The organism is Boseongicola sp., from assembly GCA_014075275.1.
Classification (GTDB): domain Bacteria; phylum Pseudomonadota; class Alphaproteobacteria; order Rhodobacterales; family Rhodobacteraceae.
The window spans coordinates 2,842,763-2,869,545 of record CP046179.1 but is presented as its reverse complement, the minus strand read 5'-3'; the positions used below and the strand labels follow the sequence as shown (position 1 = coordinate 2,869,545).

General features: G+C 57.3%; 22 protein-coding genes and 6 pseudogenes. 17 read left to right on the top strand and 11 right to left on the bottom strand.

Annotated features, from left to right (window positions below):
* Nucleotide 1 precedes the first annotated feature (1 nt).
* The 6 genes and pseudogenes from GKR98_14430 to GKR98_14405 all read left to right on the top strand — a co-directional run bounded on the left by GKR98_14430 (nucleotide 2) and on the right by GKR98_14405 (nucleotide 6,382).
* On the top strand, nucleotides 2-1,348 hold the full coding sequence (locus GKR98_14430) for a cytochrome b (GenBank protein ID QMU59278.1): 1,347 nt from the start codon (nucleotides 2-4) through the stop codon (nucleotides 1,346-1,348).
* 14 nt (nucleotides 1,349-1,362) lie between these two features.
* Nucleotides 1,363-2,163: a cytochrome c1 gene (locus GKR98_14425; protein ID QMU59277.1), complete on the top strand. Its 801-nt coding sequence runs from the start codon at nucleotides 1,363-1,365 to the stop codon at nucleotides 2,161-2,163.
* Nucleotides 2,164-2,233: 70 nt separating this feature from the next.
* On the top strand, nucleotides 2,234-2,842 hold the full coding sequence (locus tag GKR98_14420; GenBank protein QMU59276.1) for a GNAT family N-acetyltransferase: 609 nt from the start codon (nucleotides 2,234-2,236) through the stop codon (nucleotides 2,840-2,842).
* Between the two features lie 130 nt (nucleotides 2,843-2,972).
* Nucleotides 2,973-3,677, top strand: coding sequence for a type 1 glutamine amidotransferase (locus GKR98_14415; GenBank protein ID QMU59275.1), 705 nt, complete (start codon nucleotides 2,973-2,975; stop codon nucleotides 3,675-3,677).
* Nucleotides 3,649-5,007, top strand: coding sequence for a glutamine synthetase (locus tag GKR98_14410; GenBank protein ID QMU59274.1), 1,359 nt, complete (start codon nucleotides 3,649-3,651; stop codon nucleotides 5,005-5,007). Before GKR98_14415 ends, GKR98_14410 begins: the two co-directional genes overlap by 29 nt.
* 81 nt (nucleotides 5,008-5,088) lie before the next feature.
* A pseudogene (locus tag GKR98_14405) lies at nucleotides 5,089-6,382 on the top strand (FAD-dependent oxidoreductase).
* On the opposite strand, the gene GKR98_14400 reads toward GKR98_14405, so the two are convergent.
* The 5 genes and pseudogenes from GKR98_14400 to GKR98_14380 form a co-directional block, all read right to left on the bottom strand.
* Nucleotides 6,379-7,113: an SDR family NAD(P)-dependent oxidoreductase gene (locus GKR98_14400; protein ID QMU59273.1), complete on the bottom strand. Its 735-nt coding sequence runs from the start codon at nucleotides 7,111-7,113 to the stop codon at nucleotides 6,379-6,381. The pseudogene GKR98_14405 and the gene GKR98_14400 sit on opposite strands and share 4 nt — an antisense overlap.
* A complete protein-coding gene (locus GKR98_14395; GenBank protein ID QMU59272.1) occupies nucleotides 7,110-7,697 on the bottom strand; it encodes a DUF3833 family protein in 588 nt (195 codons plus the stop codon). The genes GKR98_14400 and GKR98_14395 overlap by 4 nt, the downstream gene beginning before the upstream one ends.
* Before the next feature lie 4 nt (nucleotides 7,698-7,701).
* Complete coding sequence (locus GKR98_14390; protein QMU59271.1) at nucleotides 7,702-8,961, bottom strand: sugar:cation symporter; 1,260 nt, start codon at nucleotides 8,959-8,961, stop codon at nucleotides 7,702-7,704.
* Nucleotides 8,958-9,719: a DUF1365 family protein gene (locus tag GKR98_14385; GenBank protein ID QMU59270.1), complete on the bottom strand. Its 762-nt coding sequence runs from the start codon at nucleotides 9,717-9,719 to the stop codon at nucleotides 8,958-8,960. The genes GKR98_14390 and GKR98_14385 overlap by 4 nt, the downstream gene beginning before the upstream one ends.
* A pseudogene (locus GKR98_14380) lies at nucleotides 9,716-11,010 on the bottom strand (FAD-dependent oxidoreductase). The gene GKR98_14385 and the pseudogene GKR98_14380 overlap by 4 nt, the downstream one beginning before the upstream one ends.
* Nucleotides 11,011-11,247: 237 nt before the next feature.
* Between GKR98_14380 and GKR98_14375 the strand changes: the two are divergent.
* Together GKR98_14375 and GKR98_14370 are read left to right on the top strand one after the other, a co-directional pair.
* Nucleotides 11,248-11,799: a sigma-70 family RNA polymerase sigma factor gene (locus GKR98_14375; GenBank protein ID QMU60113.1), complete on the top strand. Its 552-nt coding sequence runs from the start codon at nucleotides 11,248-11,250 to the stop codon at nucleotides 11,797-11,799.
* Nucleotides 11,800-11,805: 6 nt separating this feature from the next.
* On the top strand, nucleotides 11,806-12,459 hold the full coding sequence (locus tag GKR98_14370) for a transcriptional regulator (GenBank protein QMU59269.1): 654 nt from the start codon (nucleotides 11,806-11,808) through the stop codon (nucleotides 12,457-12,459).
* Nucleotides 12,460-12,462: 3 nt separating this feature from the next.
* On the opposite strand, the gene GKR98_14365 is transcribed toward GKR98_14370, so the two are convergent.
* Nucleotides 12,463-13,350 carry a LysR family transcriptional regulator gene (locus tag GKR98_14365; GenBank protein QMU59268.1) on the bottom strand — a complete coding sequence of 296 codons (888 nt, stop codon included), beginning with the start codon at nucleotides 13,348-13,350 and terminating at the stop codon, nucleotides 12,463-12,465.
* Between the two features lie 133 nt (nucleotides 13,351-13,483).
* On the opposite strand from GKR98_14365, the gene GKR98_14360 reads away from it, so the two are divergent.
* The 6 genes and pseudogenes from GKR98_14360 (at nucleotide 13,484) to GKR98_14335 (ending at nucleotide 18,944) form a co-directional block, all read left to right on the top strand.
* Entirely contained in the window at nucleotides 13,484-13,753 is a 270-nt protein-coding gene (locus tag GKR98_14360; protein QMU59267.1) for a DUF1127 domain-containing protein, read from the top strand.
* 101 nt (nucleotides 13,754-13,854) lie between these two features.
* On the top strand, nucleotides 13,855-15,429 hold the full coding sequence (locus GKR98_14355; GenBank protein ID QMU59266.1) for a cisplatin damage response ATP-dependent DNA ligase: 1,575 nt from the start codon (nucleotides 13,855-13,857) through the stop codon (nucleotides 15,427-15,429).
* Nucleotides 15,430-15,627: 198 nt separating this feature from the next.
* Nucleotides 15,628-17,434: pseudogene (locus GKR98_14350) on the top strand (M3 family oligoendopeptidase).
* Nucleotides 17,435-17,438: 4 nt separating this feature from the next.
* Nucleotides 17,439-17,804 (top strand): annotated as a pseudogene (locus GKR98_14345) (cupin).
* A 105-nt stretch (nucleotides 17,805-17,909) separates the two neighbouring features.
* Nucleotides 17,910-18,191, top strand: a complete 282-nt coding sequence (locus GKR98_14340; protein QMU59265.1) for a hypothetical protein — start codon at nucleotides 17,910-17,912, stop codon at nucleotides 18,189-18,191.
* A 3-nt stretch (nucleotides 18,192-18,194) separates the two neighbouring features.
* Nucleotides 18,195-18,944: a helix-turn-helix domain-containing protein gene (locus tag GKR98_14335; protein ID QMU59264.1), complete on the top strand. Its 750-nt coding sequence runs from the start codon at nucleotides 18,195-18,197 to the stop codon at nucleotides 18,942-18,944.
* Here the strand turns inward: GKR98_14335 and GKR98_14330 are convergent, their stop codons facing one another.
* Nucleotides 18,945-19,610 carry an aspartate/glutamate racemase family protein gene (locus GKR98_14330; GenBank protein ID QMU59263.1) on the bottom strand — a complete coding sequence of 222 codons (666 nt, stop codon included), beginning with the start codon at nucleotides 19,608-19,610 and terminating at the stop codon, nucleotides 18,945-18,947.
* A 238-nt stretch (nucleotides 19,611-19,848) separates the two neighbouring features.
* Between GKR98_14330 and GKR98_14325 the strand changes: the two genes are divergently transcribed.
* On the top strand, nucleotides 19,849-21,462 hold the full coding sequence (locus GKR98_14325; GenBank protein QMU59262.1) for an STAS domain-containing protein: 1,614 nt from the start codon (nucleotides 19,849-19,851) through the stop codon (nucleotides 21,460-21,462).
* Between the two features lie 77 nt (nucleotides 21,463-21,539).
* Nucleotides 21,540-22,106 (top strand): hemerythrin domain-containing protein, encoded by a 567-nt coding sequence (locus GKR98_14320; GenBank protein ID QMU59261.1) that lies wholly within the window; start codon nucleotides 21,540-21,542, stop codon nucleotides 22,104-22,106.
* Nucleotides 22,107-22,185: 79 nt separating this feature from the next.
* On the opposite strand, the gene ppk2 is transcribed toward GKR98_14320, so the two are convergent.
* The 3 genes and pseudogenes from ppk2 to pncA form a co-directional block, all read right to left on the bottom strand.
* Entirely contained in the window at nucleotides 22,186-22,971 is a 786-nt protein-coding gene (gene ppk2, locus GKR98_14315; protein ID QMU59260.1) for a polyphosphate kinase 2, read from the bottom strand.
* Between the two features lie 65 nt (nucleotides 22,972-23,036).
* Nucleotides 23,037-24,693: pseudogene (locus GKR98_14310) on the bottom strand (tetratricopeptide repeat protein).
* Nucleotides 24,694-24,756: 63 nt separating this feature from the next.
* Nucleotides 24,757-25,362: a bifunctional nicotinamidase/pyrazinamidase gene (gene pncA, locus GKR98_14305; protein ID QMU59259.1), complete on the bottom strand. Its 606-nt coding sequence runs from the start codon at nucleotides 25,360-25,362 to the stop codon at nucleotides 24,757-24,759.
* Nucleotides 25,363-25,460: 98 nt separating this feature from the next.
* Here pncA and GKR98_14300 point away from each other — a divergent pair.
* Nucleotides 25,461-26,366, top strand: a pseudogene (locus GKR98_14300) (rhodanese-related sulfurtransferase).
* A 3-nt stretch (nucleotides 26,367-26,369) separates the two neighbouring features.
* On the opposite strand, the gene GKR98_14295 reads toward GKR98_14300, so the two are convergent.
* Nucleotides 26,370-26,657, bottom strand: a complete 288-nt coding sequence (locus GKR98_14295; GenBank protein ID QMU59258.1) for a hypothetical protein — start codon at nucleotides 26,655-26,657, stop codon at nucleotides 26,370-26,372.
* Between the last annotated feature and the right edge of the window lie 126 nt (nucleotides 26,658-26,783).

The following is a 26,783-nucleotide window of genomic DNA, read 5'->3' as shown; positions in this document are numbered from 1 at the left end:
GATGGCCGGAATTCCACACGACCACTATGAACCAAAGACCGGTGCCGAGAAGTGGCTGCACAGCCGCTTGCCTATCGTTGGTTTGCTTTATGATACACTGATGATCCCCACGCCCAAGAACCTGAACTGGATGTGGATCTGGGGCATCATCCTGACCTTCTGCCTTGTGTTGCAGATTGTGACCGGCATCGTGCTGGTGATGCACTATACACCACATGCTGACATGGCGTTTGCTTCGATTGAGCACATCATGCGCAACGTGAATGGCGGACATATGCTGCGGTATATTCACATGAATGGCGCGTCGCTGTTCTTTGTTGCAGTCTATGCCCACATCTTCCGTGGCCTTTACTATGGCTCTTACAAGTCACCGCGCGAGATCACATGGATTATCGGCGTGCTTATCTTTGTTGTGATGATGGCCACCGGCTTTATGGGCTATGTCCTGCCTTGGGGGCAGATGAGCTTCTGGGGCGCGACGGTTATCACCGGTCTTTTTGGTGCGATCCCATTCATTGGCGAGCCGATCCAAACCTGGCTTCTTGGCGGGCCAGCGGTGGACAACGCCACGCTGAACCGTTTCTTCAGCCTGCACTATCTGCTGCCCTTCCTGCTGGTCGGTCTTGTGGCGGTGCACATCTGGGCCTTCCACACAACGGGCAACAACAACCCGACAGGTGTTGAAGTTCGGCGTGGGTCGAAGGAAGAGGTCGAGAAGGACACTGTTCCGTTCTGGCCATATTACGTTATCAAGGATGTTTTCGCGCTGGTTGTGATCCTGGCAGTCTTCTTTGCCGTGGTTGGGTTTATGCCCAACTATCTGGGCCACCCCGATAACTATATCGAAGCGAACCCTCTGGTGACACCGGCGCACATCGTTCCGGAATGGTACTTCCTGCCGTTTTACGCTATCCTGCGCGCCTTCACCGGCGAAGTCTGGGTTGTGCAGATTGCGTCGTTCTTCACCGGCGGCATCATTGATGCGAAGTTCTTCGGTGTTCTGGCAATGTTTGGTGCGATTGCCATTATGGCACTGGTGCCATGGCTGGATACATCGGCTGTTCGCTCGGGTCGGTATCGCCCAATGTTCAAGTGGTGGTTCTGGATTTTGGTGTTCGACTTTTTCTTCCTGATGTGGCTGGGCGCCCAACCCGCAGAAGAACCCTATGCCAGTTTCGCGTTGATCGGGTCTGCTTATTGGTTCGGTTATTTCCTGGTTATCCTGCCTCTGTTGGGTGTGATCGAGAAACCGCTGCCGCAGCCTGAAACCATTGAAGCCGACTTCGAGGCCCATAAGGCGAAAGCCAATGGTGCATCGGGCGACGCTGACGCAACTCCGGCGGAGTGAAAGGAACAATGACAATGATCCGTAAGATCACACTTTCCGCTTTCGTCGCGCTGGGCCTTGTGGCCGGTGGTGTGGCACACGCTGCCGGAGCCGGTGGCCATGTTGAGGATGTTGATTTCTCGTTCGAGGGACCGTTTGGCACCTTTGACCAGATGCAGCTTCAGCGCGGGCTTCAGGTTTACACCGAAGTTTGTTCGGCCTGTCACGGGTTGCAGTATGTGCCGTTGCGCACGCTGGGTGATAAAGGTGGACCACATCTGCCGGTAGATCAGGTGCGGGCTTACTCCGAGTTCTGGGAGGTCTTTGATCCTGAGATTGACGATTTCCGCACGGCAAAGCCGACCGATCATTTTCCGGGTTCTTCACTGGACAATGCGCCGGACCTTAGCCTGATGGCCAAAGCGCGCGCGGGTTTCCATGGGCCTTATGGCCTGGGGATCAACCAGTTCTTCAAGGGCATGGGTGGACCGGAGTACATCGTTTCGCTGCTGACTCATTACACCGGCAAGGAAAAGACCGAAGCCGGTGCCACACTTTACGGAAACGAAACGTTCCCCGGTGGCTATATCTCTATGGGTCCGCCGTTGTTTGAAGATGGTGTGGAGTATGAAGACGGCACGCCAGCAACCATCGAGCAGCAAGCCGAGGATGTCGCTGCATTCCTGATGTGGACAGCGGAACCAAAGCAGAATGCTCGCAAGGAAGTCGGCTTTATTGCTGTATTGTTCCTGATTATTCTCAGCGTATTGCTGTATCTGACCAACAAGCGCATCTGGGCACCGATCAAGAAGGGCAAGGCGACGCCTGCTGAGTGATCGACCTCTTGAGAAGAAAAAGACGCGCTCAGAAATGGGCGCGTTTTTTTGTGCGTGAACGGAGACTGATATGCAGATTAGACCAGTTGGTCATGCCGATATCAAGGCGATCTACGAAATTTCACTGGCCACAGGCGATGCGGGCAAAGATGCCCGGTCTTTACACAATTTTCCGAACCTGATTGGCGAGATCTATTCGGCGCCCTATGCGATATTGGAACCTGAGCGCGCATTCGTGGTTGAAGATAAACTCGGCGTCGCAGGGTTTGTGCTGGGCACAGCTGATACCCGTGGGTTTGAGGCACAGCTGGATCGCGATTGGTGGCCTGCGGTTCGCCGAAGGTGCCCTGAGCCGGATGCCGGCGATTCCGCCCAGACCGAAGAAGATCGCCGACGCCTTGAGAAAATTCACGACTATCCGCCCATCCCGGAATGGGTGGTGACCGACTACCCGGCTCATATGCATATGAACCTTCTTACGCGAGCAAGGGGTCAGGGCGTGGGGCGTGCGCTGTTTCAGCGGTTTGTGTCCACGCTTACCTCAGAGGAAAGGCGCAAACTGCACATTCAGACCAACAAGCCAAATCTTGGTGGCATCGCGTTCTGGAAGGCGATGGGATTTCGGCCCTTGGATATGACAGACGGTGATCACGTCTGGATGGGCCTGGTCGAAACTTGAAGTCAACCGCCTGAGGTGGGGCGCGTTTTTTTATTACCAAAATGCGGGGTCTATAATTTGATCAAATTATTGCTTGCCCGGCCTAACTGCCCCGGATAATGTCCGGACGATCCAAATTCTTCGGTGTTTCATGCGTATCGGCATTCTGACATGTGGCCATTTCGTCAAAGCCGACGGGGTGCCACACCGCGACTATGACCAGCTTTACAGCGATATGCTGGCGGGCCACGGGCTGACGTTCGAAAACTGGGACGTGGTTGATATGGACTTCCCGGGTTCGATCCATGACGCCGAGGGCTGGCTTTTGTCGGGTAGCCGGCATGGTGCCTATGAAGAACTGCCGTTCATTCCCAAGTTGGAAGAATTCGTCCGCAGCGCCTATGCTGCCAAAGTTCCGATGGTTGGAGTCTGTTTTGGGCATCAGGTCATGGCTCAGGCATTGGGCGGAACTGTTGAAAAATTCAAAGGCGGTTGGTCGGCCGGTCTGGAAACTTATGACTTTGACGACGGCCCAATGCGCCTGAACGCTTGGCATCAAGATCAGGTCATAAAGGCGCCGCCCAAGGCGACGACCATTGCCAGCACCGATTTTTGTGAACACGCCGCTTTTGTTTACGAAGGCCCCGCCTTTTCCGTACAGCCCCATCCCGAGTTCGAAGATGGCGAGTTGGTGACGTTGTTGGATATCCGCGCGCCGGGGGTCGTGCCTGACCCGCTCATTGCCGATGCCAAGGGGCATATCGGACACGGCAATGACAACGCGGCGATGGCCAAACGCATCGCTGACTTTTTTAAAGAGGCCAAAGATGACGGACTGGCTAAAGAGCACACCTGAGGCGACACGGACCTATCTTGAAGGACACAGGCTGGACGAGGTCGAGTGTGTGATCCCTGATCTAAGCGGGATTGCACGGGGCAAAGCGATGCCCGCATCGAAGTTCGCGACGCAATCCGAGTTTTTCCTACCGAACTCGATCTTCTTTCAGACCATCACCGGTGGCTGGGGTGAAGCCGCGGGCGATGAAGGCTTTACCGAACCTGACATGACGCTGAAGCCGGATTACTCGGCCACACGCGCCGCGCCCTGGACCGCCGACTGGACCGTGCAGGTCATCCACGATGCGTTTACCCGCGAAGGTGATCCGGTGCCGTTCGCGCCGCGCAATGTCCTGCGCCGGGTGGTGGAGTTGTATAACGCCAAGGGTTGGACGCCGATCGTCGCGCCCGAGATGGAATTCTATCTGGTCGCGCCCAATATCAACCCTGCTGAATCAGTGAAAGCCATGGTTGGCCGGTCCGGGCGACCAGCGGCGGCGCGACAGGCCTATTCGATTTCTGCGGTGGACGAGTTTGGCCCTGTAATTGATGACATCTATGACTTTGCCGAGGCGCAGGGTTTCGAAATTGACGGGATCACGCAGGAAGGCGGGGCCGGACAGCTTGAGATTAACATGCGCCACGGTGATCCAATCAAGCTGGCGGACGAAGTCTTCTTCTTCAAGCGTCTGATCCGCGAGGCCGCATTGCGTCACGACTGCTTTGCAACCTTTATGGCCAAGCCAATTGAGGGTGAGCCGGGCTCGGCGATGCACATTCATCATTCGGTGATTGATACGGCGACAGGAAAAAATATCTTTTCTGCGGATGATGGCTCTGAGACGGCAGAGTTTGCGCATTTCATCGGTGGGATGCAGCGATACATTCCGGCTGCAACGCCAATGTTCGCACCTTACGTCAATTCCTATCGCCGGTACGTCAAAGACCACGCGGCCCCGATCAATCTGGAATGGGCGCGCGACAACCGCACAACGGCGATCCGGGTTCCGATTTCAGGACCGCAGGCGCGGCGGGTTGAGAACCGTTTGCCGGGGATGGATTGCAATCCCTATCTTGGCATCGCGGCGTCACTGGCCTGTGGCTATCTGGGCATGGTTGAAGGCATCGCGCCGAAAGATGAGTTTAAGGGCGATGCCTATGATGCAGACGAGGAAATTCCCCGCGATATCTATACCGCGTTGGACGGGTTCGCAGCGGCGACGTCGTTTCGACAGGCTTTGGGTGAAGAGTTCGCGACGGTCTATGAGATTGTGAAGCTGGCGGAATACGAAGAGTTTTTGCAAGTGATCAGCCCCTGGGAACGGGAACATCTGTTGTTGAATGTTTAGGGTTCGCCTTCTTTGAAGGCGACCCGCCGGGGCTTTGCCCCGGACCCCAGAGTGTTTTCAATCAGAAGAAGGACAAACGGCGTGAACCCCCTGTATCGAAATGACGCGCCCGGATCTTATCCCGACAGTTGGTATGCGGCCTCTGCGGAATTGGGGTCAGAGCGACCGGCATTGGACGGCGATATTCAGGTAGATGTGGCCGTTGTCGGGGCTAGGGTTTACCGGGCTTTCGACAGCTTTGCATGCGGCTGCCAAGGGGTTGAGCGTTGTGGTGGTTGAAGCCCATCGGGTTGGGTTTGGGGCCTCAGGGCGGAATGGCGGTCAGGTCGGGACCGGCTGGAATAAGGACCAGCAGTGGTTGGAGAAAAAGCTGGGGCGCGAGGATGCGCGCGCACTTTGGGACGTGACGGTTGAGGCCAAGGCGTTGACGCGAGCATTGGCGGCAGAACATGCGCCGGATGCGGTCTATCAGCCCGGGGTTTTGCAGGGCGAGTGGACGGATGCAGGGGCGGATGATGCGAGGGCTTATGGAGATTGGCTGCGCGAGGCTTATGGCTATGAGACCGAGTATCTGGATCGCGATGCGTTTTTGGCGGTGTGTCCGTCGGAAGTGTATCGCGGCGGGTTGTTGGACTGGGATGCAGGGCACATTCATCCGTTACGCTATGTTTTGGGCTTAGCGCGGGGAGCCGAAGCGGCAGGCGCGCGGATCTATGAGCGGACCGAGGCGTTGTCAGTGGATGAGGGTTTGGTACGCACCGGGAACGGCACGATCCGCGCGGGGCATGTGGTTTTGGCCGGGAACGGATATCTGCCGGGGATTGCACCGAAGGTGGCGGCGCGGGTGATGCCGATCAATTCGTTCATTGCCGCGACCGAACCGCTTGGCGATCTGGCCGATGCCGTTTTGCGCAAAGATATCGCGGTGGCGGATGACCGGTTTGTGGTGAATTACTTCAGGCTGAGCGAGGATAAGCGGCTGCTGTTTGGCGGGCGCGAAAGCTATTCGCTCGGCTTCCCGACCGATCCGCTGCCCGCGTTGCGCAAGCGCATGGAGCGGCTGTTTCCGGCTCTGAGCGGCGTAGGGATCGACTATCATTGGGGTGGCACTTTGGGGATCACCATGTCGCGCCTGCCAATGGTGCGCGCCATCGGGCCAAAGACAATTGCCGCCGGGGGATTCTCGGGTCATGGCGTGGCGATTACCGGCTTGGTGGGTAAGATCATTGCCGAGGCGATTGCCGGTCAGGCGGGGCAGTTAGAGTTGCTCTCAAAACTGCCGGTAGGGCCGTTTCCAGGTGGCAGGCACGCCCGGATGCCATTGTTAACGCTGGGGATGACGTGGTTTTCGCTGCGCGACCGGCTGGGGATTTAGGGTTTGAACAGGCGGTGGAAAAGCCACGCTGGCATGAAGCGGGTGGCGCGGAACAGCATTGCGAACAGGCGCGGATAGCTTTTGACGAAGGCGTCATCGTTCATGTGTTCGACGAATTCGCGGGCGGCGATTTCCGGCTCCATGATGAAGGGCATGTTGAAGTCGTTCTTCTCGGTCAGGCGGGTTTTGACGAAGCCGGGGTTGATCAATTGCACGTCGATGCCTGTGTCGCACAGATCTGCAAAAAGGCTTTCAGCCAGGGACATTATTCCGGCTTTTGACGCCCCGTAACCGATGGCTCCGGGAAGGCCGCGAAAACCGGAAAGCGAACCGGTTAGCACGATATGACCCGCATCGCGCGCGGTCATTTCCGGGACGACGTGACCCAATATGCGAGCGGCCCCGGTTAGGTTGATGTCCAGCATTTTGACCGCGCCGTCGGCGTTCCAGTCGCGTGCAGAGATGGGCCAATAGACACCGGCAAGGTAAACGATGCCGTCGATATGACCTGCCTGCGCGAAGGCGCGCGCTACGCTGTCATCGCTGGCAACGTCCATGGGCAAGACCTGCGATTTGCCCGGCAATTCCGCCGCCAGTTCCTGCAAGGCATCTTCGCTACGGGCGCTGAGGATCACTTCAGCGCCCATCTGGCTGATCTGCTGTGCGACCGCGCGTCCAAGTCCCGCTGATGCGCCGACAATCCAGTAGCGCTTGCCTTGCCAATCTCTCACGCGGCATCCCTTCGAATGGCTTCAGCCGGGTCCAAAGGGCGCATCGTAGCGACCAACTCGCCAACCTTGATGCCGAATTTGCGGAACTGGCTGCGGTTGATGATGGTGCCGTTTTCGACCAGATACATCCAGTCGACCACGTCCAACTGGTGGCTTCCGGCGCTTTCGGGAAGCTGAATGCGGTACTTCAGACAAACACCCGAACCAGCCTGCTGACCCGTCCCTGCGCCAACCAGATCAGCGGCATTTGCGATGATCTTACCATTCTCGTCCAGCGTCAGGTGCCATTCGCGGTTCTGGGTGGTGCCGCTGTCATAGCGGAAGCGCTCGGTCATGCGACCGGTATTACCCTCCCATTCGGCGTGGAACTCGGCCACGAAGCGAGACGAAACGCGCCCGGTTGGCCCGAAGATCACGCCTTCGCAGGCGATTGCGCCGTTCAGGTGCTGTTTGATGTCAAATGTCGGCTGATCGACGGTGTAGTCACCCGGCGTTTGTGCGCCGAAATCGAGTAGTCTGGCGCGGGCCGTGACGGCTGCGATCACAAGCGCGGCGCCTATCAGTAATCCAAGTATCAGTTCCATGGTTTCAAGCCTCTTGCAGGGCCGGTCTGGCCGTTGGGGTCTCCAACGGCGTCAGCGCCAAAAGTGTCAGGGCGACAAGCTTCAGGGCGCAGGGCAGAACGGCATACATCAATGTCAGTGTGGTGAGGGCGCTGATTGGCGCAGGGTTGGTGCCGGAAGGAAAACCGGCGACCTCGAGCACGGGCAGCAGGGTGATTGCTGCGAACGCGAGGGTGAATTTCGTAACGAAAGACCACAGGCCGAAACCTTCGGCGGCGGCGGGGGCGATTGTTGCCAATCGGCGGGCGAAAATGGCGGGCAACAAGGTCATATCCGCACCAAGGGCTGCACCGGAGGCGATGCAGATCACCGCGAAGGCCATTGCGTCGCCGGTGCCCAGAAAAGCCGCGCCGCCAAATGAAATTATGGCCAGCGCCATGCCCGCCATCAGCGCGGGCTTTGCCCCGATGATTGAGGCGATACGGCCCCAGATCGGGGCGGAGGCGGCTGCGGAAAGGAAGAACAACAGCAGAAGCGGACCTTCCCAACCGGGCGCGCCAAGGCGGCTTTCGACGAAGAAAAGGAACAGGGTCGAGGTGACTGCGACGGGTGTAGCGTTCAGCAACGCGATCAGCAGAAGGCGGCGTGCCAGCGGGTCGCGCAGGATGGGGGCGATGCTGGTTTCGCTAGTGGCAACGCCATCCTGCCATTCGGACCGCATAGCGATTAGAGCAAGGGCAACTGCGCCCGCGAACAACCCGGCAAACAGCGCGAAGGGGCTGTCCGAAGTGCTGAGCAGGAGGATCGGCAGAACCGCCGCAGCCGAGATGCCCAGAAGCGATCCTGTTTCGCGCCAGGTGGCAAGCCGAACGTGTCCGTCGGCACCCAGATCATCCGCCTTTTGCACACCCTGCGCATAGAATGTGATCGTCAAAAAGCTGAAGGCCGAGAACAACAGCGCTAGAGTAATCGCGAACCACAAAAGCGGCGGCACCGGTGGCGCAATGGCAAAAAGGCCAACCATGGCCAATGCCATTACGCCTCCCACCACCAATACCGCCGCACCCCTTACGGGTTCCAATTTGCGGGAAAGCCAGCCCAGAACGGGGTCTTGCACAACATCCAACAGGCGCAGACCAAACAGAACCGCGCCCAGCGCCGCAAGGCTAACGCCGTATTCGTCGACGAAGTACTTCGGCGCGTGGATATAGATCGGCAGGCCTGCGGCCGCCAAAACCGCTGCGAAGATCGCATAACTGGGAAGACCTTGCGGGCGGGCAGTCATCGCGACACCTCGCTGGTCGGGGCATCGGGGCGATTGCGGAATGTTGCGCCCTTCCACCAAAGTCTCAGCGCCTGCCAATGGATCAGCCCGAGCACCCGGCGCGAGCCCATGGGACGTCGGACCATCGCGCGCAGGATGGCGCGGTTGGTCAGGGGTTTGCGGGAACCGGTCAGGGTGGCCAGCAGTCCGGAATTACCGGTCTGATAGTCGATCCAAACGCCGATTTTGTCGGCGCGGATATCAAAGCGGAAGGTGTAGTCGCCTTCCACCGGTTGGAAGGGCGAGACGTGCATCATCTTACGCGCGCCCATGGTTTCTTCGCGGTTGATCGCGCGCCAGTCGTCGTGGTGGCACAGGTAGCAATGACGGTCGCCGTAGGTGTTGGTCACCTCGGGGATCACGCAGCGCAGATTGTCGGCGTCATCGTAGATCAGCCAGAAGCTGACCGGGTTGAAGACATGGCCAAGGACACGCGGTTGGGCCAGAATTTCGATGCGATGCGGCTCGAATGGCGCCTGATGTGCGGTCATAATTTCACGCACCCAGGCCGCACCCTTCCCTTTTTTCGGTGCACCGCCGTGATCGCTATCTTGCAGTGAAAACAACCCTGTGCGGTTGCGTGCGAACAGCGCAGGCAGCCGCAATTTCGCCTCGGCATCCATTACAACGTAGTCCACCGAATAGGTGAACGCGTTTTCCAGCGCACCCTTGCGACCGTGAAAGGTCAGCCCGTCGATATGATCGACCTGCGCCGTCATTCAGCCGCAATCGCCATTGCCATATTGGCTTCAGCCTCGATTGCGTGGACCACGTCCATCGCGCTGGAAAGTCCGTCTTCGTGAAAACCATTCTTCATCCAGGCACCACAGAACCATGTGCGGTTCTGACCATTGATCGCGCGGATGGTGTCCTGGGCGGCGAAAGCCTCCAGATCGTAAAGCGGGTGACTGAATTCAGCCTCGTCATAGATCAGATCTTCGCGGATCGGCGCATCGCGGTTCAGGGTCACGAACATCGGATTATCCTGCGGGATCGGTTGCAGTGAATTCATCCAATAGCTGAGGTCGATGGGCGCGTCGGGGGATTTGCCGGTGTCGACATAGCTCCACGATGACCACGCTTTGCGGTTCTTGGGCATAATACTTGTGTCGGCGTGAAGAACGGCGCGGTTCGGTTGATATTTCACTGACGACAGCGCGGTGCGTTCGACACCGGTTGGATCGCTGAGCATGGAAAGGGTCTGGTCGGAATGCGTGGCGAAGATTACCTCGTCAAAGAATTCCCATTCGCCGCCTTCGGTGCGCACCTCGGCTCCGAATTGTGTACGGCGCGAGTGGCGGCCCGTAGGCGGACATCAACGCCCCGACTTTCAAGCGCATTCTGAAGGCGCGATACATATTGGATAGAGCCGCCTTTCACAGTGTACCATTGATGTTTTTCCTCGTAGCCAAGCAGGTTGTGGTTCTTGAAGAACTTGATCAACGCGCGGGCTGGGAAGTCTAGAATATGCGCGGTCGGAGTCGACCAGATCGCGCCAGAAAACGGCGTCAGGTAATAGTCGCGAAACCATGCACCCAGACCCAAAACCGCGATCAGATCGCCGATAGTCATGCCCGGCGTCGCAACCTCGTCTGCCTTGGCGTTAAACCGCATGATGTCGCGGATCATGCGCAGATAGCGGGGATCAAAGGCGTTCTTACGCTGAGTGAAAATCGCATCCAGGCTGGCCAGCCCGTATTCCAGGGATCCGCCGCGCACAGAAACGCCGAAGCTCATATCGCTTTTGGCAATTGGCACGTCGAGCGCCTCAAACAGCGCAACCAAGTTCGGATAGTTCTGATGATTGAAGACGATGAACCCGGTGTCCACCGGTTGATCCCCGTGCTTTCCCGCCAGCACTGTGCGGGCATGGCCGCCAAGGCGATTTGCCGCCTCGAACAGCACCACGCGCGAGGTTTCTGCCAGGTGATATGCTGCGCCCATTCCGGATATGCCGCCACCAATTACTGCTATTCTTTTCGCGGCCGCACCACGGGATTCAAACGGCATTCTACTCTCCAGCCTTCAAGTCATTGTAATTCTTACGCGCGACCCCGCCGATCAGATTAGTATTGCAGACGATTATTTTGGCACCGGGCGTTAATTAATTTTGATCCAACTCCCGCGCCCCCGCCGTATCACTCACAAATGCCGAAAGATGCTGCGATCATAGATGTTGATGTGTTGGACGTTCCGCCGTCTTATGGAGGGGCGATTTATGACACGACGAAACGAGGGCAGCATCGCATGACCATCGCGGTCGAGGCGGAGAATGAAGACTGGGCGGCTCTTGTACGACGTATCCATCTGGATCAGGACAAGGCAGCCTTTGCGGCACTGTTTCGCCATTTCGTCCCACGGGTGAAGGCGTTTTTGATGAAATCCGGCGCTGGCGAGGCCATGGCCGACGAATGCACACAGGAGGTGTTGGCCACCCTTTGGCAGAAGGCTCATCTGTTTGATCCATCACGGGCAAGCGTGCCCACATGGGTCTATACGATTGCGCGCAACAAGAAGATTGATGCGTTGCGAAAACAGAGACGCCCGGAACCGGAAGACCTGCCATGGGGCCCCGAAAGCGAGCCAGATCAGGCTGACACCATAATTCTGCAACAGGAAACCGACAAACTTACCAAAGCCATCAAAGAATTGCCCGACAAACAGAGACTTTTGATCGAACGGGCCTATTTCGGTGACTTAAGCCACAGCGAGATCGCCGAAGAAACCGGCCTGCCGCTGGGGACGATAAAATCGAGGATTAGACTGGCGCTGGAAAGACTGCGCCACACAATGAAGTGAAATGACATGAGTGATATCAAGCATCATCTGAACGACGCCCTTTTGATGGGCTATGCATCCGGGAACCTGTCCGAAGCGTTCAACGTTGTTGTCGCGACGCATATCTCGCTGTGCGATGATTGCCGGGCGCGGTTGGAAAGTTTCGAGGCTGTTGGCGGGGCTTTGATCGACGAGATTGCCGACGAGATTGCGCTTGCGGATGCCGCGCTTGAGGCCACGTTTGCCCTGATTGATGGCACATCTCAGGAACCGATCCGCGTGCCATCGCCGACTGCGAACGCCGTTTTCCCGTCGCCGTTACAAGGCTATGTCGGCGGTGATCTGGACAATGTGAGCTGGCGGTCAATCGGCGGCGGTGTGAAGCAGGCGGTTTTGCCGACGTCCAAGGACGCATCGGTGCGGTTACTGTCGATCCCGGCAGGTGCGGCGATGCCCGATCATGGCCACGGCGGAACGGAGCTGACTTTGGTTTTGAAAGGCGCGTTCAAAGACGAAGACGATCGTTTCGGGCGCGGTGACATTGAGATTGCCGATGAAAGCGATGTTCACACGCCAATTGCGGAAGAGGGCGAGGATTGCATTTGCCTTGCCGCCACCGACGCACCGTTGCGGTTCCAGGGTTTGATCCCCCGGCTGGTGCAGCCATTCATCGGTATCTAAAGATCAGGCCGCGCCGGAAAAGCTGGCGCGGAGATGATCTACGGCGGCGGAAACCGCCGGATTGCCGTTTCGACCGTGCAACATGCCAAGTGAATACTTTGGAAGTGCCGGCAGCCCATATTTTGCCGGTGCTTCAATTATGTCGCCGCCAATAGACGACTTCGGCAGGGGTGCAATTGCCAAATCGGCCAATATCGCTGCACGCTGACCCGAAATATTTCCGCTTTGAAAGGCGATCCGCCAAGCGCGACCTTGGGCGTCCAAGCCGCCGATGCCTGCCTTTCGCCAAACGCAGCCTTCTTCCCATACACTTACGGGCAAAGGTGTTTGCTCGACGGCCAATCCACCTTTGCGAGCCGCCCAAACCAATGGCTCGCGATATAGTGTTTCCGCTTCTTCATCGCCTTCAAATCCCGCGTCGCAAGTGATGATTGTCAGGTCTAGTTCGCCCTGAAGATACTTGGCAACATTGCGATCCGACATGTCGACTGTAACGTTCACCGTGACGCCGGGATGCGAATCCGCAAATCTGCGCAACATGACCGGCAGGAACCGTTCGGCCAGATCATCGGGCGCACCCATCCGGACTACCCCTTGAACATCAGGTTGCACAAAACGCGCCACTGCATCGCGGTTCAGCGCCAGCATTCTGCGGGCATGTTCGAGCAGGAACGCGCCATCAGCCGTCAACCTTACTGAACGACTGTCACGGATGAAAACGGGTCGCTCCAGTATCTCTTCGATTTTCTTCACTTGCATCGAAATTGCGGATGGCGTCCGGAATACCACTGCGCCCGCCGCCGAGAAGCTACCGGTGTCGGCAATCGCCACGAGCGTTTTCAGCAAGTCCAGATCCAGCAGAGGGACTTGCTGACTTACAGGTGCATTCATCGATCTTGCTCCTATCAAAAAAAACTGTAAGATGGAACCAAATCTATTCGTTTGATTGATGCATGTCCAGTCTCCATATTCACCTCAAGGCCGTCGCGACGCCTTTGAACGCAAATGAAACTGGAGAAAAGACATGACTGATCAAAGCTATTTCGTCGCCCAGGCTCAAAGTACGGGCCACCCAATCGCCGACCTGTCCCGCCGCCTGACCGAACGTGTTCGCCAGCGCCGCCTGCGCCGTGGTCTAAAGAAAATCGCGGAACTGGACGCGCATATCCTGCACGATATCGGCGTGACACGGCAAGAAGCACAGCGCATCAGCGGCCTGCCATTGTCGGTGGACGCCAGCACAGAGCTCTACAACTCATCACTGCATGGCAGCCGCAACAATCGTGGCCAGTGACCCGAACTGACGACGTGCTAGACTACCCCGATGAACCAAAGACACCAAAATGACATCGTCGCGCGGTTGAGACCGGGCGACGAGATTTTTCGGGCAAAGCGATGAGGCAATTCGCCGAATTATGCTTTGAAATCGAGCAGGCAAAACAGCCCGCCAAGAAGATAGCGGCTTTGGCACAATATATGACCAACGCCCCCGACGCAGATCGACTTTGGGCTGTCGCGCTATATTCCGGGAACCGCCCAAAGCGCAGTGTGACATCTCTTCAGTTGCGCACATGGGCCGCCGAACATGCGGGCATTCCTGCCTGGCTATTTGACGAAAGCCATTCGATTGCTGGTGATCTGGCCGAGACATCAGCATTGATTTTACCCCAACCGGCCGAGCAGACCGATGGGACGTTGGCGGGTTGGATCGAGACCATTCGCGCTATGGGCGAAATGGACGAAGCATGCAAAAAGGGGTCGACCCTTAATGCCTGGGATCAGATGGACCGGCGCGCACGCTTCGTGTTCAACAAACTTATCACCGGCAGCTTTCGTTTGAGCGTTTCCCAGAAACTTTTGCCACAGGCACTTTCCAGTCTTACCGGCATGGATGCGGCCGTCTTGGCGCACCGATTGGCCGGCAAATGGACACCGGAAGATGCAACTTTTAGTTCGCTTTTCACTGCTGCCAATCCGGTTGCCGACTTTTCCAGGCCGGTTCCATTCGCTTTTATTGGGGACTTGGAATGTGGTCCAGAGGAACTCGGCGATCCCAGCGACTGGGTAGCAGAGCATCGATGGGATGGCGTACGTGCCCAGGCAATATTTCAAGATCGCGCGTTGATACTTTGGTCAGACTACGAAGAGATAATAACTGGCAGATTTCCAGAACTTGTCACGCTGCGCGATTGTGTTGCCCCGGGGACCGTGCTTGATGGCACGCTTCTGTGTTGGGCGGATGGCTCGCTACTGCCAAGGGCGATGTTGGATAAACGGATGGCAGCAAAGTCGGCCACCACCAAACTTCTTCATACGGCACCAACATTCTTTGAGGTTTTTGATGTGCTGAAGGCTGGCGGCGACGACTTGCAGTCGCATGTCTTGGAAAACCGTCGCGGTAAGTTGGAAGAGATCATGCAGAGCGTCCCGACGGTAGCACCGCTGCGCATCTCGCGCCGCCTGGATTTCGAGGATTGGCCTGGATTGGCGGTTCATCACGGCCATGCGCGCAATGTCGGGGCCGATGGTTTGACGCTGAAGCGGCGCGTTAGCCGCTACAAAGATGGAGGTTGGCTGCAATGGAAAGTCGCCCCTTTGCTAGTGGATGCTGTGTTGCTTTATGCGCAGTTTCGGAATGGTCGGAGCTCTGGCCGGGTTTTTGAATTTACTCTTGGCGTATGGGACGGTCCGGAATTGGTACCTGTTGCAAAGGTCGATTCTGGTCTGATGGTTGCAGAGATCGACAGGATCTCTGCCTGGGTTCGCGACAACACGCGGGAGCGGTTCGGGCCTGTGCATTCCGTCAATCCACACCAGGTATTCGAAGTGGCATTTGATTCGATCCAGGAAAACGGGCGGCGAAAATCAGGGATCGTCCTGAAGAACCCCCGCGCATTGCGATGGCAGCAAGATCAATCCGTCGAGCAATCAGGCACCCTGGCGGACCTGAAAGCCTTGATTACTGATTGAGCGCCGTCGAATTTCTTTACGTAAGAAATTCAGGGAAATTTTTTTGCAAAAAATTTCGTATTTGGGCTCTGCCCCCGCGCTTTACGCGCTCCCCCGAAGTATTTTCGGACAAAAGAAGTAATTCACCATCGGCGATCCACCTTGCACCGGGTAGGGGGGCCATCTTATGTCATGCACAGCAGCTCAAAGGACATTTTCATGCGCTTCGATCCGACCCCTACTTATGATGCCAATACCGCTGGTGCCAGCGATCTAGGAGATCTGCCCGAGTGGGACCTGAGTGACCTCTATACCAGCCCGGATGCGCCAGAACTGGCCCGCGATATGGCGTGGTTGGAAGAGGCCTGTGCCAAGTTTGCAGAGTCATATGAGGGCAAACTGGCTGGTCTGGATGCCGTTGGGATGCTGGAATGTGTGCTGTCCTACGAAAAGATTGATCTGATCGCCGGGCGCATCATGTCCTTTGTCGGGTTGCGCTATTACCAGAACACGACCGACGCCGAACGCGCCAAGGCGATGTCAGATGCACAGGATCGGGTCACGGTTTTCACTACCCCGCTGGTGTTCTTCTCGCTGGAAGTGAACCGTATCGAAGACGAAACTCTGGAGGGCTGGTTCGCGGCGAAAGCAGATTTAGCACGCTATAAACCGATCTTTGACCGCATGCGCTCGATGCGGCCCTACCAGCTGTCGGACGAATTGGAGAAATTCCTGCACGACCAGTCTACCGTCGGGGCCGCCGCCTGGAACCGGCTGTTCGATGAAACCATCGCCGGGCTGGAGTTCACCATTGGTGATGAGACCCGCGGTCTCGAAGCAACTTTGAACGACCTGACCGATCAGGACCGCGACACGCGAACTAGTTCGCGTTTTCAGCGACAACACCAAGATTTTCTCGCGCATCCATAACACCCTGGCCAAAGAGAAAGAGATCGAGGACCGCTGGCGTGGAATGCCGACGCCGCAGACGGGTCGTCATCTGTCGAACCATGTCGAACCCGAGGTGGTCGAGGCGCTGCGCAACGCGGTCGTTGCCGCCTATCCGAAGCTGTCACATCGTTATTACGAGCTGAAGCGCAAGTGGCTTGGGCTGGACCGGATGCAGGTCTGGGACCGGAATGCGCCGTTGCCGATGGAATCCGACCGACTTGTCGCTTGGGATGAAGCCAAAGAAACCGTCATGTCCGCATATGGTGCATTTGATCCCGAAATGGCCAAACTAGCCGAACCGTTCTTCACGGATGGATGGATCGACGCACCAGTTAAGCCCGGCAAAGCGCCCGGTGCCTTCGCTCACCCCACTGTCGCCGACGCGCACCCCTATGTAATGCTGAACTACCTCGGCAAACCCCGGGATGTCATGACATTGGCGCATGAGCTGGGACACGGCGTGCATCAGCGGCTTGCGGCGGGACAAGGCGAGCTATTGGCCTCGACTCCTCTGACATTGGCGGAAACAGCCTCGGTCTTTGGCGAGATGCTGACCTTCCGTCGCCTGCTGGAAAACGCCCCAAGCGCGGCTGAAAAGAAGGTGCTTTTGGCCGGTAAGGTCGAGGATATGATCAACACGGTTGTCCGGCAGATCGCGTTCTATGACTTCGAATGCAAACTGCACGATGCACGCCGCGAAGGGGAGCTTACGCCTGACGATATCGGTGCGCTGTGGATGTCGGTTCAAGGCGAAAGCCTGGGGCCCGCGTTTGATTTCGTCGAAGGCTATGACACCTTCTGGGCCTACATCCCGCATTTCGTGCATTCGCCGTTCTATGTCTATGCTTACGCCTTTGGCGACGGCTTGGTGAACGCGCTTTATGCGGTTTACGAAGAGGGCGACCCAAACTTCCAGACCAAGTATTTCGACATGCTGAATGCCGGTGGTTCAAAGCACCACAAAGAGTTGCTTGCGCCGTTCGGCCTGGACGCCTCGGATCCGGCCTTCTGGGACAAGGGTCTTTCCATGATTTCGGGCTTCATTGACGAGTTGGAGGCGATGGACGACGCTTGAGGTCATGAAGTACCACAAGCTCTATTCCGACGAGAACGGCGAGTCCCACTGGGCTGACGTGGAAGTCGTTCTTGAGGAGCGCGTCTTTGCCCCGCCCGCGCAGGGCATTTAAATTTCGGAGCCTGAAGCCGCCAGTCAGTTGGTTTTCCTGCGCCTTCGCGCGGGCTGGAACGAACCGATTCACCCGACGCCCGTGCGGCAAAAGCTGATCTGTATGGCAGGTGCTGCGCGAGTCACAGCCAGTGATGGCGGGGCGCGTGTCATCGCCAAAGGTGATGTCTGGCATATGGAAGATCGCACCGGCAAAGGTCATCATACCGAGGTCATCAGCGATGACGACTTCCACTGCGTGATTGTTCAACTGCCCTAGTATTGACCAGCCTTTTGGCGCTTTCGGGCGCGTGATTGACGAACCATCGTCAGACCGCCATGATCAAACCGCGCTAAACCGTTTCCTAGCAGCAAAGGAAACACCATGAAACTGATCACCGTCGAAGCCAAAGTCACCGAAGCCGATACCGCCGTATCTCTCTTCAACGTCCAGGCCGATTCCGTTCGCGCCATGGCTGGCTGTTCCACCTATCAAATCTATTGTGGATCTCAGGACGACAGCATCGCTATCGTTCAGCAATGGGAATCCCCCGAGGACTTCGAAGCCTACCGGACCAGCGATACATTCGCCGCACTTGGTCAGGGCCTGATGCCCCTTATGAATGGACCGCCCGTGACGACTGTGGCCGAGGTTGATAGCGTCTAAGGCATGACCGCCGAACCAGATGCCTATTGCTTCTTTCAGGACATCGCGCCGCGCCCACCATTGGATGCGGCGTTTGACCGTGACTATCTGCTCTACGCTGTCGCGGGAGCATTGCGGTTAGAGGTGGGCGACAAACGCTGGCTCTTGCCGCCATCCTTTGCCGCGTGGATTCCGGCCAAAACTGAATTCAAGGTCGAAATACAGCGACCAGTCACCAGTTGTTCGGTTCTGTCGCGGCCCGGGATTTGCTCGACTTTTCCAGACCAAACGACGGTCATACAAATGTCTCCGCTGACACGCGAAATGATCAGCCATTGCCGGGATTGGGGTAAGAATGCTGCACAGCCAGAGCGGGCGACGGCCTTCTTTCGCGCCCTTCTTGATACCTGTGCGGCACTTGCGGAATCGTCGGTTGACGTGACCCGGCCAACGGCGAGTGATCCCGCATTAATGCGGGCAGTAGAAGCCACTGAAGCCGCGTTGACTGGCGCTATCACTGCTCCCGAGATTGCCAAAGCCGCTGCTATGTCTGAACGCACAATGCAGCGCAGGTTTTCAGAAGAACTTGGCGCGACTTGGGCGCAAACCCTGACCCGGCTGAGGATGATCCGTGCCATTGAACTTTTGGGCATGCCCGACACGTCAATCATCCAAGTCGCCGGGGAGTGCGGCTATGCCTCGCTCAGCGCCTTCAATCGCGCTTTTCTGGCTTTCGCCGACATGACCCCGACAGAATTTCGCGCCCAGCTTTAGTCAGTGCGCCATATCAAGCAATGCCGCGACATGAACGTCCAATGCATCAATCACCCGATATCCGGGATCCCGCCCGTCAAACGCCAGCCCTAAATCAGTGCCCGCCAACAACACCGCATCCGCGCCTTGATCTTCCACCATCTGACGGCCCGCCTCGAAAAACATCCTGCGCGTCGCATCGCTGCAAATGCCGGTCGTAGCAACCTCAAGATAGGCCGCGCCCAGCGCGTCAAGATCTCCCGCCGGGACCAACGTCTCGGCGGCGGTGATCTGTCCAAACAGACGAGATCCCAACACAGCCGGACTGCCAAGAAGGCCGACAGCACTGATACCCTCGGTTGCACAATACTGGTCAATCGGGGCAACCGCGCTGGCCAGCGGTAAGGGCGAGATCGCTTCGGTCTCGGCAAAACAGAAATGCCCGGTCAGTGCCGTGATCGACGCCACGTCGCATCCTGCCCCCTGAAGTTGCCGCAAATGACCGGCAAAGATTTCGGCCTGCGCGTCTTTTGCTTCGGCTCCCGCGTTGGCGATCAAAACGCCGACATCTGCATGCACAATCGTCAGCTCCAACGGCACCCCGGCAGCTTTGAACTTGGCGACAAGCGCTGTGTAGTAGGCGACCGTCGCAGCAGGCCCGATCCCGCCAATTAATCCGATGTGCATTTTGCCGATCTCCGTTGTTGCACCGTGTTCTGGCCACTGGCCGAGGTCAACGACCCCGCATTGCAGCCCGCAAAACTACGAACGGCCAGCAGCCAAGATCAAGCCGCTTAACCATAAAAGAGGTTTTGCAGTCACAGCAGGGCGGCCATGCCCAGAATGCACGTGCATCCAGCGATTTATGTGGTAGGCGAGCGCTAACAAAAGACCAGCTCCAGGACAAATTGTGACTAGACTTAGAATGGCCGCCTTGGCCCGCCGCTCGATTTTTTCCGATTTGCCGGGCCGCTTTCGCAGAACCAACACCGCGCAAGTGCCAACCGAAATCCTTGCCGGACTCACCGTGGCACTGGCATTGGTGCCCGAAGCAGTGGCATTTGCCTTTGTCGCAGGCGTTCACCCGCTGGTCGGTCTTTATGCCGCTTTCATCGTTGGCCTGATCACTGCCGTTTTCGGTGGCCGCCCCGGCATGATCTCTGGTGCAACGGGCGCTTTGGCCGTCGTCATGGTGTCGCTGGTTGCTACGCATGGGGTCGAGTATCTCTTTGCGACAGTCGTTCTTATGGGACTGATCCAGATTGCTGCCGGCATCTTCCGCATGGGCAAGTTCATCCGTTTGGTTCCGCACCCGGTCATGCTCGGTTTTGTAAACGGCCTAGCAATAGTGATCTTTCTTGCCCAACTCAGCCAGTTTCAGGTTCCCGGCACCGCCGAGGCGTCCGGCCACGGCATAGCCCACGGTGAATGGATGACCGGCTGGCCCCTGTCCCTGATGCTGATCCTTGTAGTCGCGACCATGCTGATCATCTGGATCATGCCGCGCATCACCTCGACCATTCCCGCCCCTCTTGCCGGTATCGGAATTGTGGCGCTGGTGGTCATCGTCTTCGGCCTTGATGTGCCGCGCGTGGGTGATCTTGCCTCGATCGAAGGTGGGTTGCCGATGTTCCACATCCCCATGGTGCCGCTCAATTGGGAAACCTTCGAGATCATCCTGCCCTACGCCCTGATCCTGGCCGCCATTGGCCTGATCGAAAGTCTGCTGACCCTGAACCTTGTTGGTGACATCACCGGCGAACGCGGCGGCGCCAGTCAGGAATGTATCGCCCAGGGCGCTGCCAATACTGTCACCGGCTTTTTCGGCGGCATGGGCGGTTGCGCCATGATCGGCCAGTCGATGATCAACGTGAAATCCGGCGGTCGCACTCGGTTGTTAGGCATCTCAGCCGCGCTGTTCCTGCTGCTGTTTATCGTGGTCGCTGCGCCAATGATCGAACAGATCCCACTGGCCGCCTTGGTTGGCGTCATGTTCATGGTGGTGATCGGCACCTTTGCCTGGAACTCGTTCAAGATCATGCGCCGCGTGCCCTTCTCAGATGCCGCCGTCATCGTCTTGGTGACGGTTGTCACCGTGATGTATGATCTTGCCACAGCCGTTGTCGTCGGCGTCATCGTCTCGGCCCTGACTTACGCCTGGAACAACGCCACCCGTATCCACGCCAAACGCTATGACACGCCCGAGGGCGCGCGCGTTTACCAAGTGCAAGGCCCTCTGTTCTTCGGTTCGGTTGAAGGTTTCACCGAGCTGTTCGAGCCCAAATCCGATCCTACGCGCGTCATTGTCGATTTCGCGGACAGCCGGGTGGTTGACCAATCAGCGCTGACCGCAATCGAAGCCGTTGCTGCCAAATACAAATCCGCGGGCAAAGAGCTTCAACTGAGACACCTCAGTAAAGACTGTCACCAGCTCCTGTCGCGCGCAGGCCAGTTGATCGTCGAAAGCGATGATGACCCGGATTATCAAATTGCCACCGACTATTCAGTCAAGACAGGCATGTTGGCGGGCGGTCACTGACCGCCACACATTACCGCACATATTCCCTGCGAAAACCGCCAATTGTTATATTGTAACAGGCAGCACACCTTCCCGTGATGACTGAAACACTGACGGTTAGACAGGGCGCGCTGCCTGATGACATGCGCACCCTGCTTCGGGACTATCCGCGCGACGCTTGGCCGGATCACCCGAACTTCGCCGCCTCGATCCGCAATTGGATGGGGGCCCATGACATGTTCCGCCAACTTGCAGAATTGGTGCGCGCAGACACCGAGTTGTATCTGGACAAAACCCGTTCACCTGAAGAGTTTGCCGCCCGACTTTCGTATTTCGGCAACCTGATGGTGCGAAACCTGCACGGACATCACGGGTGGGAAGATCATTCTTTCTTCCCCGAATTGTCGGCCGCGGATCCGCGTTTTGACGACGGGTTAGAGACGTTGGAAAGCGACCATCTGGCGCTGGATGACGTGTTGGATCGCTTTACCCGGCGCGGTAACCGCGTGGTTAAACTGATCCATCTGGACGAAGCACAGGCCAAGGAAGAAGCCGGTGGGCTGCACGACACCGCGACCGAGATCGAAGGCTTTCTGGGCCGACATCTGGTTGATGAAGAAGACTTGGTCGTGCCGATCTTGCTGCATCATAAGATGCGCGGATAAAAAAGAACGCCGCCTTCCAGCAGATCCCAGAGGGCGGCGTCACAATTTCATTCATGTCGAAGCGTGACTATTTGGCTAGTTATTCATGCACTTCCGGAACGAAAGTCTGATCGCTCATCGGCGGGCGCACATAGCCCTTTTGGGGTGGGCGTTCGTCCAGAACCACCGGGTCGCGCGGAATTTCCTCGTATGGTATCTGAGACAGAAGATGGCTGATGCAATTCAGCCGCGCGTGTTTCTTCACGTCCGAATTCACCACAAACCAAGGCGCTTGTTTGATGTCGGTATGGCTGAACATATCGTCCTTGGCCCTGGAGTAATCCACCCAACGCTTGCGGCTTTCCAGATCCATCGGGCTTAGTTTCCACTGCTTCGTGGGGTCTGTGCGGCGTTTCTGGAACCGTCGTTCCTGTTCTTCGTCGCTGACCGAAAACCAGTATTTGATCACCTGAATGCCCGAGCGGACCAGCATCCGTTCAAACTCGGGGCAAGACCGCATGAATTCCTTGTATTCCTCTTTCGAGCAGAACCCCATCACGCGCTCGACACCGCCACGATTATACCACGAGCGGTCGAATATGATGATCTCGCCCGCAGCGGGCAGATGCGCGACATAGCGCTGGAAATACCATTGTGATTTTTCGCGCTCGGTTGGCGCGGGCAAGGCCACAACCTGACAAATCCGCGGGTTCATCGCCTCGGTAATGCGCTTAATCGTGCCGCCCTTCCCGGCGGCATCGCGGCCTTCGAAGATGATGGCGACGCGGTGCCCGGTATGTTTCACCCACTCTTGCAGCTTGATCAATTCGACCTGCAATCGGGCCAATTCCTTCTCGTAAACCGAGTTTGCAATCTTCTTCGCCATCACTTTCCCCTTCGCTAGTCGCGTTTCTTATGATCTCTCAGCATTCCCCCGATATCCGGGCGCTTCTATTCCGCAGCCGCCGCTTGGGCACAGAAACACGACGCTCCGACGGGGCGTTCGGCGCGGGCATTCGCAAGCTCAAGGCGTTGGGCAATCAATCGACCTTCTGCAGATTCAGCCGCGCCGTTCCAGACAATCAGCCAAGCCTCGCAATGACCACACATTATCTGGATGCACCTGCGCGCGCGGCAAGTCACCACCCAGACCCAGATCGGCGCGATAGGCCGCTTCGGCCTCGTCCACATGTCCCTGTTCCAAAAGCAAAGCGCCAAGAGCATGACGCACTGGCTGCATCCAGCCCCAGGGCTCGTCGTAAGGTAAAGCATCTTCGGTTGCGACGGCCCTGCGGAGAGCTTCGAACGCCACGTCATAATTGCCTTTGCGATACTCGATTTCTCCTAAAAGCATATCTTCGGCCACTTCAAGCGCCTGTTGGCACGTCACAGTATGCAACACCCGCGACTCAGGAACACTCGCCCGTGCGGCTCGGAATAATTCCTGTTGCGCCTCTGCCTCGACCACTTGTCCCAGCGCTGCGTAGGCCACGCCTTTTGCATAGTGCCGGGTCGCAGTCAGATTACAGAAGACGACCGGGTCATCTGGCATCGGCAGATTAATGATCTCTTTCCACTTCCCAAAGCGGATCAAGACGTGCTCGGGAACTGCGAAGTAGCTTTCAAAATAGTCCGCCATAGGCGGCGTCTCGACCCGCAACAGATCTTCTGGCGTGTTGTCGATAATGGCCTGTGCTGCGGCCATCGCCGACTCAAATTGCCCCAGAAACATTGCGCCATAAGCGGCGAAGTGATTGTTATGAATGCGATATCCGGTGTAGATATTGTAAACCCCGTGGCGCTCCAGAAACTTGGCGTCCACCTCGCAGGCTTTCAGGTTCCAATACATCGCATCGCGATACTGACCACACTGAATGTCGATGTGGGTTGGCATATGCACCAGATGCCCGGCATCCGGTACCAGGGTCCGCAAGGCGTCGCCTGCTTTTAATGCTGCTTCCGGTGTCGGCGACATCTCCATCAGATGAACATACATGTGAAGCAATCCCGGGTGATCCCAAATCCGGGCGTCGTTGTCCAATGCGTCCTCTATCACCGACTGCGCTTCGACCGTGCCAGCGCCCTCTGCAACTGTGCCCGTCGCCTGATCCCACATCTGCCAAGGCGTCAGGTTCATGATCGCCTCAACAAAAATGCACCGCAGATCCAGATCGTCGGGATAGGCAAGATGGGCCTCGCGCATGGCGTCGGTGAAATCTGCATTCCACCCTTCCATCACAGGCAGGTCCGTCGGCACGCGTTGTGGAAATCGCTTGGACAAAGCCTCTATCAGAAGCTTCTCGGCCTTTGTCCCATCCAAAGACTTGGCAACCTCTATCGCGTCAAAAGCCGCTGCCAGCGACTCGGTCTGCATCGCCTCGTCCTGAATTTCCCATGGCATGTTGTAGTTCGGCCCGTTCGCATAGGCGAACCCCCAATGCGCCATCGCACAATCGGGATCATATTTGATGGCTTTTTGAAAACACCGCGCCGCTTCTTCATGGGCATAGGCGAAGCACCAGATCAGCCCGCGATCGAACCACTTCTGCGCCTTCTTCGACCCTGTCGAAACCTTGCGCGAATAAACATCAACATCGAAATAAGCCATGACGTCCCCCAGTATTATCGGAGGAACCTAGCACAGCCTGGGCGCGTCAGCCTAGCCAGTGGATCAGACCAGTTCAACACCGGCATCGGCCATGCCTGCCTTGGCGACCCCAAGCGACCCGTCCAGATCAATCGCCCGGCACAGGCTTTCCACAACGCTGACTTTGAATCCCAGCTTCGCTGCATCCACCGCCGAAAAATTCACGCAGAAATCCGTGGCTAATCCGACCAATGTCACTGCCTCGACACCACGGGTGCGCAGATACCCCTCCAGGCCGGTGGGCGTCTCATGATCGTTCTCAAAAAAGGCAGAGTAGCTGTCGATCTCGCGCCGGAACCCTTTGCGAATGACCATATCCGCGCGGTTGGTATCAAGATCATTGTGAAATACTGCCCCGTCCGAACCGATCACACAGTGATCCGGCCACAAGACTTGCGGACCATAGGGCATGTCAGTCAGAGAGAAAGGCTCTAACCCGGCATGTTGTGATGCAAAGCTGGAATGATCGCCTGGATGCCAGTCCTGCGTAAAGACGCGCACTTGAAACTCGGATACCAGAGCATTGATGGGAGCGACGATCTCATCCCCCCCGGCCACGGCCAATGCACCACCGGGGCAAAAGTCGTTTTGAACGTCGATCACAAGAATGGCTTGGTTGGCGGGGCGCATGTCTTTTCTCCTGTTTCCCTGAATGGCTATTTTGCGAACAAGCCTGCGTCAACAGTCGGGCTTGAGGCTCTGCGTCATTTGCCCTAATCCCCTGCCCCATGTTCACCGTCGCCGCGCTTTATAAATTCACGCCCTTTGAGGATACCGAGGCCATTCAAGGCCCACTGGATGCTGTTTGCCGCGAAAACGGCGTCAAAGGCACGCTCCTTCTGGCGCCCGAAGGCATCAACGGCACCATCGCCGGACCTCGCGCCGGTATCGACGCCGCACTTACTCATATTCGGTCGCTACCGGGTTGCGCTGACATCTCATGGAAGCAAAGCACCGCAACCGAAATGCCGTTTGCCCGCATGAAAGTTCGCCTGAAGCGCGAGATTGTGACCATGGACCAACCCAACGTCGATCCGACGGCCTCGGTCGGCACCTACATCAAGCCCGACGATTGGAATGCCCTGATCAGCTCGGACGATGTCGCAGTCATCGACACCCGCAACGATTACGAGGTCGAGATCGGCACCTTCGAAGGCGCAGTAGACCCCAACACAAAGACCTTCGGCGAATTCCCCGACTGATGGGCCGAAAACAAAGACCAGTTTCGCGGCAAGCGCATTGCCATGTTCTGCACTGGCGGCATCCGCTGCGAAAAGGCCTCGAACTACCTATTGGGCCAAGGCGTCAATCAGGTGTTCCACCTGGAAGGCGGCATCCTGAAATACCTCGAAGACACGCCCGAAGACGACAGCCTGTGGAACGGCGAGTGCTTCGTCTTCGATCAACGCGTATCTGTTGGCCATGGCCTGAAAGAGGGCGACTACCAACTGTGCCACGCCTGCGGCCGCCCGCTAAGCGAAGAAGACCGCGCGTCAGAGCACTACGACCCCGGCGTCTCCTGCGCCCGCTGCATCAACGAATACACCGAGGCCGACCGCACCCGCTTCCGCGAACGTCAGAAACAAGTCCGCCTCGCCGAAGCACGCGGTAGGGTACACATCGGCACCGAATAGGCGTTAGCGGAAAGTCATCAGATAGACCCTTGTGACCACCAAAAACGCACTTGCCACTTTGCCAAACGTCAGTGTCGGGGCCGGAATTCCAAACAACCCGAAATAACCAAACACCCTCGCCGCCAAAACCTGCCCAGACACCAGCAGTACGAAGAATGCGCCAATTCCGATCTTCTGAAACTCCGCCGACCGGCTACATTTGCCGATCGCGATGATCACCGAAGATACCAGCGCCACCCCAAAGAACGGCACATTCGCCATCGGCCCCGACCCCAGAATTTTCGCGCCCATCAGCAGCGACAGAAACGCCAGATGAATTGCCGTGAAGCCCCTTCCCACCTGAATGCCGGCGAACTTATCAAACCTTGCAGAATTGGCGACCGCCCGGTTCTTCTTGCTTCTTCTGTCCAGAAACAC